A 6,766-nucleotide genomic window follows, 5' to 3' on the forward strand; every position below is an offset into this window, starting at 1 on the left:
GTACGGGGCATGTCGAAGGGTAAAGCTGCAAAACTAACGGGAAAACCCTTTGACCAAGTCGCCATGAGGTAGAGAACAAGCAGACTCTACTGCAGATCTGATCATCTCTTTAGGGGGAGGGGCATGCCCTTGAGCTTCATCGTGTACAAGGTATTGCAAATCCCCCGGTCCCGCTGACCGGAGGAACGGGAGGAAATGACGATTATGGTGATGGTCAGTTATGTTCTGCATATAAATCACACGATGTGTAAACCCACTGGCGTATTGTGAAATCAGATCTACCTCTACTGATCCTGGAAGCTCCTCAAGCGAATTAACTTCCCAGGCCGCCGACAGCCACGCCTGAATGGGACCTTCAGTATGCACATAGAGGTTTGTCTGAGGATTGAATACCACCGCAGTACATTGGGGGAAATGCGCACTAAGTGCCAATGAGGCAAAGCCTCCACTTGAGCCGCCGAGAAAAACAATATTCTCAGCTCGGGCGCTCTCTGCAGCTTTGGCTACAATTTTCACTAAGTGCGTTTGCAGATCCGGCTGGTGATAGTTCCCTGCGTAATACGCTGAGGTCAATCCCCCACCAAGATAGAGTGAAGGATCAGAAATAGATAATCGCGAGACTTCCATTCCTGCCAAAATGCTTGTTCCCGAAAGCCAGGGCAAGGTGATGGACGGGGTTGTCGCGCCGTTAAGAACCACGACTAGGGTTGCAGATACTCGTGGGGCAAAAATGCAGTCAATAGGCAATCCACCTTCCCAAATACTATGAAGTCCAGGGTCTATAGACTCTTGCGCAAGAAAGTTGCTTACTGATTCATGCCGATAGGTAACATGCACCTTTTTATCTATTACTCTATCCGTAGCTACAAAGTTATTCACAGATATCAATAATAGCGCCTCATTTAAATAAGATAAGTGAGATCAAACCGGAAAGTTTTTCCTCCTAGCCCTGTGAGGGTTATTTTTCCGTCTGCCCCGACGTATAGCTCTCCATCTGCGTTGATTGGCCTACCTCCAAATGAGACACTAGGGCGCGCCCAATCAGGAAGGGTCCAGGAAGAAATGGCCGTATCAATCACGGAAGCTGAGGATCGAAATCGCACGACGTCACCTGTTCGCCTGACCTGTACCTGCGGGTGCGTTGGTGAAATCGCTACCCGAGACGTACTGATGATCGCGGGATCATGTAGCATAAATCCCGCGCTTGATGTGCTCGCATGTGGCCGGTGAGTGTAGCTAAGCTCCAGCGTTGAAGGGCTCTTGCTGCCTACGAAGTGCACACCCTCTTGCCGAGCGTCGGTTCCGGTGACTATCCATCCACCGTCAACGATTACTCGCATATTGCCAGCTTCGTGATCAATGAATCGCGGAGCGAATACGGTATCGTTGCCTGTCGATCCATAAACGTTTGCCGACATATGCAGATCAATTGTCAGGCCCCGGGACACAATAGATGGACCCTTGGATTCCATGTAGCAATCTGCAACAGTGGTTGACCGGGTGGTCCCCGACAGCAGTATTCCGGCACCATCTCCTGCAAATTCGCAGTTTTTGAAACTGTTTTTCACCGCTCCGTAGCCGCCCGTGGTGTCGATTTGCACCCCAGCAAATCCGGCAGCTCCTTTAAATTCACAAGTGTCGAAGCTGTTTGCGTTACACCACTGACTACCCTGCATTACCATGCCGTGGCCCCCAGAGGAATCGGCAATGACACGCTTAAACATGCACCACAGTGGGCCAACAGCACTATTAGTACCAAATTTAATGCCTGTTCCGCTCGAATGGACCCACACGTCCTCGACCGTCGTTTGTACCATGTACCCCAAATCAAGACCGGTCTCCACGTTCTCAATCCGCAATCCAGACACCGACATAGTTAGATACGGTAGCTGGTAGGACATCTGTTTTAGTGCGGTGTTAGTCCCATTTCCCACGATGATGGCACCTGATGTGTTTTGATACCCACTGATCTCGCCAGATATTTGCACACCGGAAATATCCACCGTGCCCTCAATTTTCCACCTGCCCGCAGGGACGTAAACTTTTCGCCCCTCCGAACGGGCAGCGGCCATCGCGGCATTGAATGCACCCGTATTGTCAGTAGTGCCGTCAGGGATTGCCCCGTAGTCCCCAACAGAAATCACGCCAGCAGTTTCGGCTATGGCGGCGGATACTGCCCTACGAGTAAGCGTCTCGGGTTGCGTAATGAGGTTTGCGGTTTGGCCGTCCACAGGCTCACCCGGCGCTAGACCGCCCATAACCTCTATGGCATCCATGCGGGCGTCCACGTTATCAGCTTTGTCCTCCGCGGAGGCTGCGCGGGCATCTGCTGACGAGGCGAACTGCTGAGCAGTTATCGCTGAATTGGCTGCAGACACTGCGGACGAGGTAGCTGTATAGATGGCCTCGCCCACCTCGGCATCAATTGCCATAGAGACGGCACCATCGACCTGTCCTACTGCGATTTCTTTAGCGCGCTCAATGGCTGCGATCATCATCTTCTGCAGGGCTGGAGTGTACGCCGGGGTGACCATCATCACCGCATTTAGGGTGGTAGGTCCAGACGGTGGCACCTCACCAATTTTAATGCGCGTGTCCGCAACCTGCCTAGCGATGATCTGCACCCCCACCGGGCCGGGAGCGAGGTCCACCGTGGCCTTGCCATCCACCAGCTCAACCTCCACTGGGGCAGTAGAAATAGTGCCGAAATCCCCCTCCCGCACCAGCAGGGAGTAGAAAACTACTCGGTCATCAGGGCCAGTCTCATAGCCCTGATTCCTCAGATCAATATTGACCAGCGTCATAGCTGGCTCCTTCCATAAAAAGACCCCACACATCTGGTGGGGTGAAAAATAGTGGGTTACGGGGAGGTTTATTCGTCCGGTACTTCGGGAACACCAGGATTATCTGTATCCAACGACGACCGCACTACCGTCAGCACCGAATGTGCAGTACCACCGTCCACATGCCTAGGCATGCCTGACCGTGCCATCACCTCGACATACATCCCCGGTTCGGAGATCACCACCGGCCTCGAGCATGTCAAGGAAACCTCTTCATCACCCGGTGATCCACGCACTTTCCACCACGAGGCCAGCGACCCATTCGGTCGACGGACACGCACCTCAATATGGACACGCCCATCCCCATTCGCCAATGGTGGGGTACCACGGAACCCGACCATGACATGCACAGTCCACGTCCCCGTCAGGTCGAAAACGATTCGCTCATTCCCGACGTGCGCGCCCTGGTGTGGCCCGAGCTGAGCGTTGAATGGCACTATCCTTGTAGCGGAACCAACCAGAGCTGCGAGCGGGATATTACGGTCTGAGTACGCCGCACAGTACCCCAGGGGGATCAGATCAGTACGATCTTTCAGACCCAGCTGGTAATCCTCGAAAGCGTCTTGGATCGGGGACCACGGGGACCCCGCAGGCAGCAACCCACGGATAGCGTTCGTGACCCCGTCAATGAGTGACCGCACCCCATTGGCTACGTGCATGAAAATGCCAACACCAAGATCTAGTGCTCCGCCAAGGATTTTACCGATGGTCTCAATACCATTCCAAGCCGCTTGGGCAAGTTGACTTGCAGCATCGGCTAGTGACCATGTTTCATTGAGGACTCCCCCAGCTTCGTCACCAGCTTCTTGCAATCCGGCTTCGTATTCTCCCCACCTATTTTGCGGGTTATCTGGCGGGACGCGTACCGGATTGTCGCCTGAGGGCTTAATTCCCATGGTCAGCCTCCTTCACTGTTTCGCCGTCGCGCCATGCAAGAAGTTCCGCGAGGAGCTGATCTTTACCACGATCATCGAGATCATCGACGGTCGCCGGAAACTCGGACAATGCAGTCACGGCGGCTTGCCGAGGTTGGTCAATAGGAATCCACGTACCGGGATCCCCCGGGCCACCGGGAGAGCCGAGTGGATCGTACTTCACAGTCGGCCCAATCGTCAGGGTGACGGAATACCTACCAGGGTGAGTGAGGGTACCAACAAGCTTTCCGGAGTACTTTTCCAGTCGAACGCCCGGCGGCAGAGCACCGGCAGTGATTCGCACGGCACCCCGATCATCCACCACCACATCCACCACGTCACCAATGTCCGCAACTTCACAATCAGGCCAATCCCCCACCAACCCAACTACCCAGGAGTACGTCACCTCACGACGATCCTCACATAGCCTCACGCCGAGATCATCAAAGAGATGCCTTGTGATCTGGTTCGCCTGATCAGGGTTTAACCCGAAGCCAAGGATCGTCCATATCTTGGGGTGGAAACCACTCGGCACATCAAAAGGATAAAGCTTCATGCATACCTCCTTAGTTACTCACTGATGTGGAAATTCGGCCGACCACTGATCGCACTGTTTCCGCATTCGCAGCCAGCAGTGCCTCAGGATCAGACAGTGCTGAGAGGTTGCCGAGTCGGATGCGCCACCCCACCGCCTGACCAGGTGCTGAAATCCATGAAAGCTCACTGATATATGCCGCCCAGATCGCACCCCAAGCACGGATCCCCACCACGTCGCCTAGGTCAAAGTCGCGTCCTGGGAGGTACGGGTATGGATCATCGACGGTAAATTCCACCGACAATCCACCAGCGGTTTCGGTTTTCGCCTGCCACGCTTTCTGCAGCGATTCAGTCGAATTGGCTTCGCCGGGCTTAGCGATGGAAATGTAGCCTGACCTGCCGTGCCATTGGGCGCGTGCACGGTCGGTAAATTCATTCAGGTTGAGGAAGCGGTCAGCGGTCAGGCGTGCCACTAGGTCTGCGCCACCACGAATTAGCTCAGCGGCAATCGGCCCAATAAGTGGGATTCCTGCCACGAGAGCGGAGATGGTGGTGCGGATACCGACCTCAATGACATCATTGAGGCCCTTAGGCGACTTGCCCCCGACGAGGAATTTAGAGTCTGTGGACTTTCTAATGTTCATCCGAGGTGCGTCAGGTAGATCAAAAATCACCCACGGGTCACGGCCATCAGCCGTAGGGATAGGTGCGTCCGCGAAATCAAGAACGGTGGTGATCTTGTCATCGGAATCAATCACCCGCGACAGGTGATTCCAGCCCTGCCCCAGGAGCCCGGCAGCGCCGGTAACCGTGGAACGAGGAATGAAGTTAATGACTACGGTCGGCAGGTTCAGCGTCGTATGTGCTGGGAATGGTTGCGGATCACCCGGGAACCACATTTCGGCAGTCGGCAAAATACCGGCAGCATCCCACGTAGCTTTGAGCAGATCCCAGGAATTATCCCATCTGGCTTCTACTACGCACCACTCTGACGGCAAGCCGGATTTGATTGGTGAGCAGATCACCGAATGTAGATCGGGACGAAATGCTGCCCACTCCGCAGCGTTGCCGTATGGCTCAGTCCAGCTGAACATATTCCGCAGCAGGCTTGGCTGTTGGTAGCCTATGAGGTTACGCCCCACGATCTTTCGGGACACATCCTCAGCGCTACCGTCCTGTACGTCCGCGAACTGCAACTGCACAATCTTCGAACGGTTACTCGGGTCTGCCCAGGCTGGAATATGCTTCAAATGCTCAATCAAATCCATGCCGGTCACATCCATCGTGCGGGGGAAGTCCTGCCCACCCTCCGGGCTAAGATCCAGCACCCGGTAAACCCTGCGCGGCAGCCCAGGGCGCTCCACAGCGATATGAATACCACTATGAAAAAGCTGCTCCATACTTCCCGGATCATCCAAATTGCCCAAATCCGACATGAGCAACGCTTCCACTGCCGGATTATGAGAACCATTCTCCAACAGACCATCAAAGCTCATCGTCATACTGCCGGTGTCGGCAAAAACGCCCGGCCAATCAGCGTCTTTCCAATCCTCAACATCAAGAATTGGATTCCAGTCACGATCTAAAATGCCCACCCACTGCCCGTGGGCATCCATGATGCGCTGACGGTGAGCTTTATGCGCAGCCCAATCGACCATGATTCACCTCCACGGGGATATGTAGCGAGGTGTGACCTCAAGGGTGAGCCCGGCACCGAGCATCCAAGTCGATGTTGTGCCGGGTATGAGGGAAACTCCGGGGACTTTCCCGAGGAGCTTTGACCATGTTGCAGAGTCAACGGTGCCGTCAGCACGTGTGACCTGTCCTGTCATGCCTCGATCAAGGTTGATATGCCGGGCACCTGATACCGCTTCGAGCGTGACTATGGGTCCGCCGGGGGCTTGGAATGTCGTAGCCTGACCATCCCACACCAACCGACACCAGGACACTAGAGGGGCGTCGCCTTTGGCTTTCACTTCAAAGGTTCCCGGTGTGTATCGTTTTGCTTTGCCGAACCAGTGCCCTTGTCGTACCCGGCATGTCATGGACGTTTCCAGGTAGCGACGGCGCACCAGGTTATCTGGCCAGTCAGGGAACGCTGGGTTATCCACCCAGCACCAATACCCCCCATAGCCACCAGATCGGACATGGAGTTTCCCAGGTTGGTCATATGACCACGCATCTTCCCACCGGCGAGAGAGGTCTTCCATCTCACCGGGGTTAGCACGTAACCCCAGGTTGAGGCCTACGTCAAAGGGGGGTGTGCGGAAATTCTTAGGGCCTGACCGGCGCACACCATATTGGTTCACCGATTCGGTTTCATCCCATTCCACACGCCCCCGCAACCCCGTGAGCCCACCAGGCAGGAGGAACATATTCCTATGCCGGTCAGACCCTGGGGCGGTCAGCTCCCACACCGCACCACCGGGGGACTCATACTCGACGATCAGGCCAGATATGGATAGTGGACCA

At 55.1% G+C, this 6,766-nt stretch carries 4 protein-coding genes; all 4 read right to left on the minus strand.

Features of this window, described 5'->3' with window-relative positions; all coding sequences use genetic code 11:
• Positions 1-33 precede the first annotated feature (33 nt).
• Complete coding sequence (locus Q0M74_RS12350; protein ID WP_293954909.1) at positions 34-879, minus strand: YqiA/YcfP family alpha/beta fold hydrolase; 846 nt, start codon at positions 877-879, stop codon at positions 34-36.
• A 23-nt stretch (positions 880-902) separates the two neighbouring features.
• Positions 903-2,804 carry a glycosyl hydrolase family 28-related protein gene (locus Q0M74_RS12355; protein WP_293954911.1) on the minus strand — a complete coding sequence of 634 codons (1,902 nt, stop codon included), beginning with the start codon at positions 2,802-2,804 and terminating at the stop codon, positions 903-905.
• 924 nt (positions 2,805-3,728) lie between these two features.
• On the minus strand, positions 3,729-4,313 hold the full coding sequence (locus Q0M74_RS12360; protein ID WP_293954913.1) for a hypothetical protein: 585 nt from the start codon (positions 4,311-4,313) through the stop codon (positions 3,729-3,731).
• A 10-nt stretch (positions 4,314-4,323) separates the two neighbouring features.
• The gene (locus tag Q0M74_RS12365; RefSeq protein ID WP_293954915.1) at positions 4,324-5,952 is read right to left on the minus strand and encodes a hypothetical protein; all 1,629 of its coding nucleotides are present in this window, start codon (positions 5,950-5,952) and stop codon (positions 4,324-4,326) included.
• Positions 5,953-6,766 lie beyond the last annotated feature (814 nt).

This window comes from uncultured Corynebacterium sp., assembly GCF_945649885.1.
Classification (GTDB): Bacteria; Actinomycetota; Actinomycetes; order Mycobacteriales; family Mycobacteriaceae; genus Corynebacterium.

Excerpts from the sequence above, each read along its gene's own strand:
- Q0M74_RS12360 (WP_293954913.1), bottom strand. The coding sequence starts at position 4,313 with ATGAAGCTTTATCCTTTTGATGTGCCGAGTGGTTTCCACCCCAAGATA.
- Q0M74_RS12365 (WP_293954915.1), bottom strand. The coding sequence starts at position 5,952 with ATGGTCGATTGGGCTGCGCATAAAGCTCACCGTCAGCGCATCATGGAT.
- Q0M74_RS12355 (WP_293954911.1), bottom strand. The coding sequence starts at position 2,804 with ATGACGCTGGTCAATATTGATCTGAGGAATCAGGGCTATGAGACTGGC.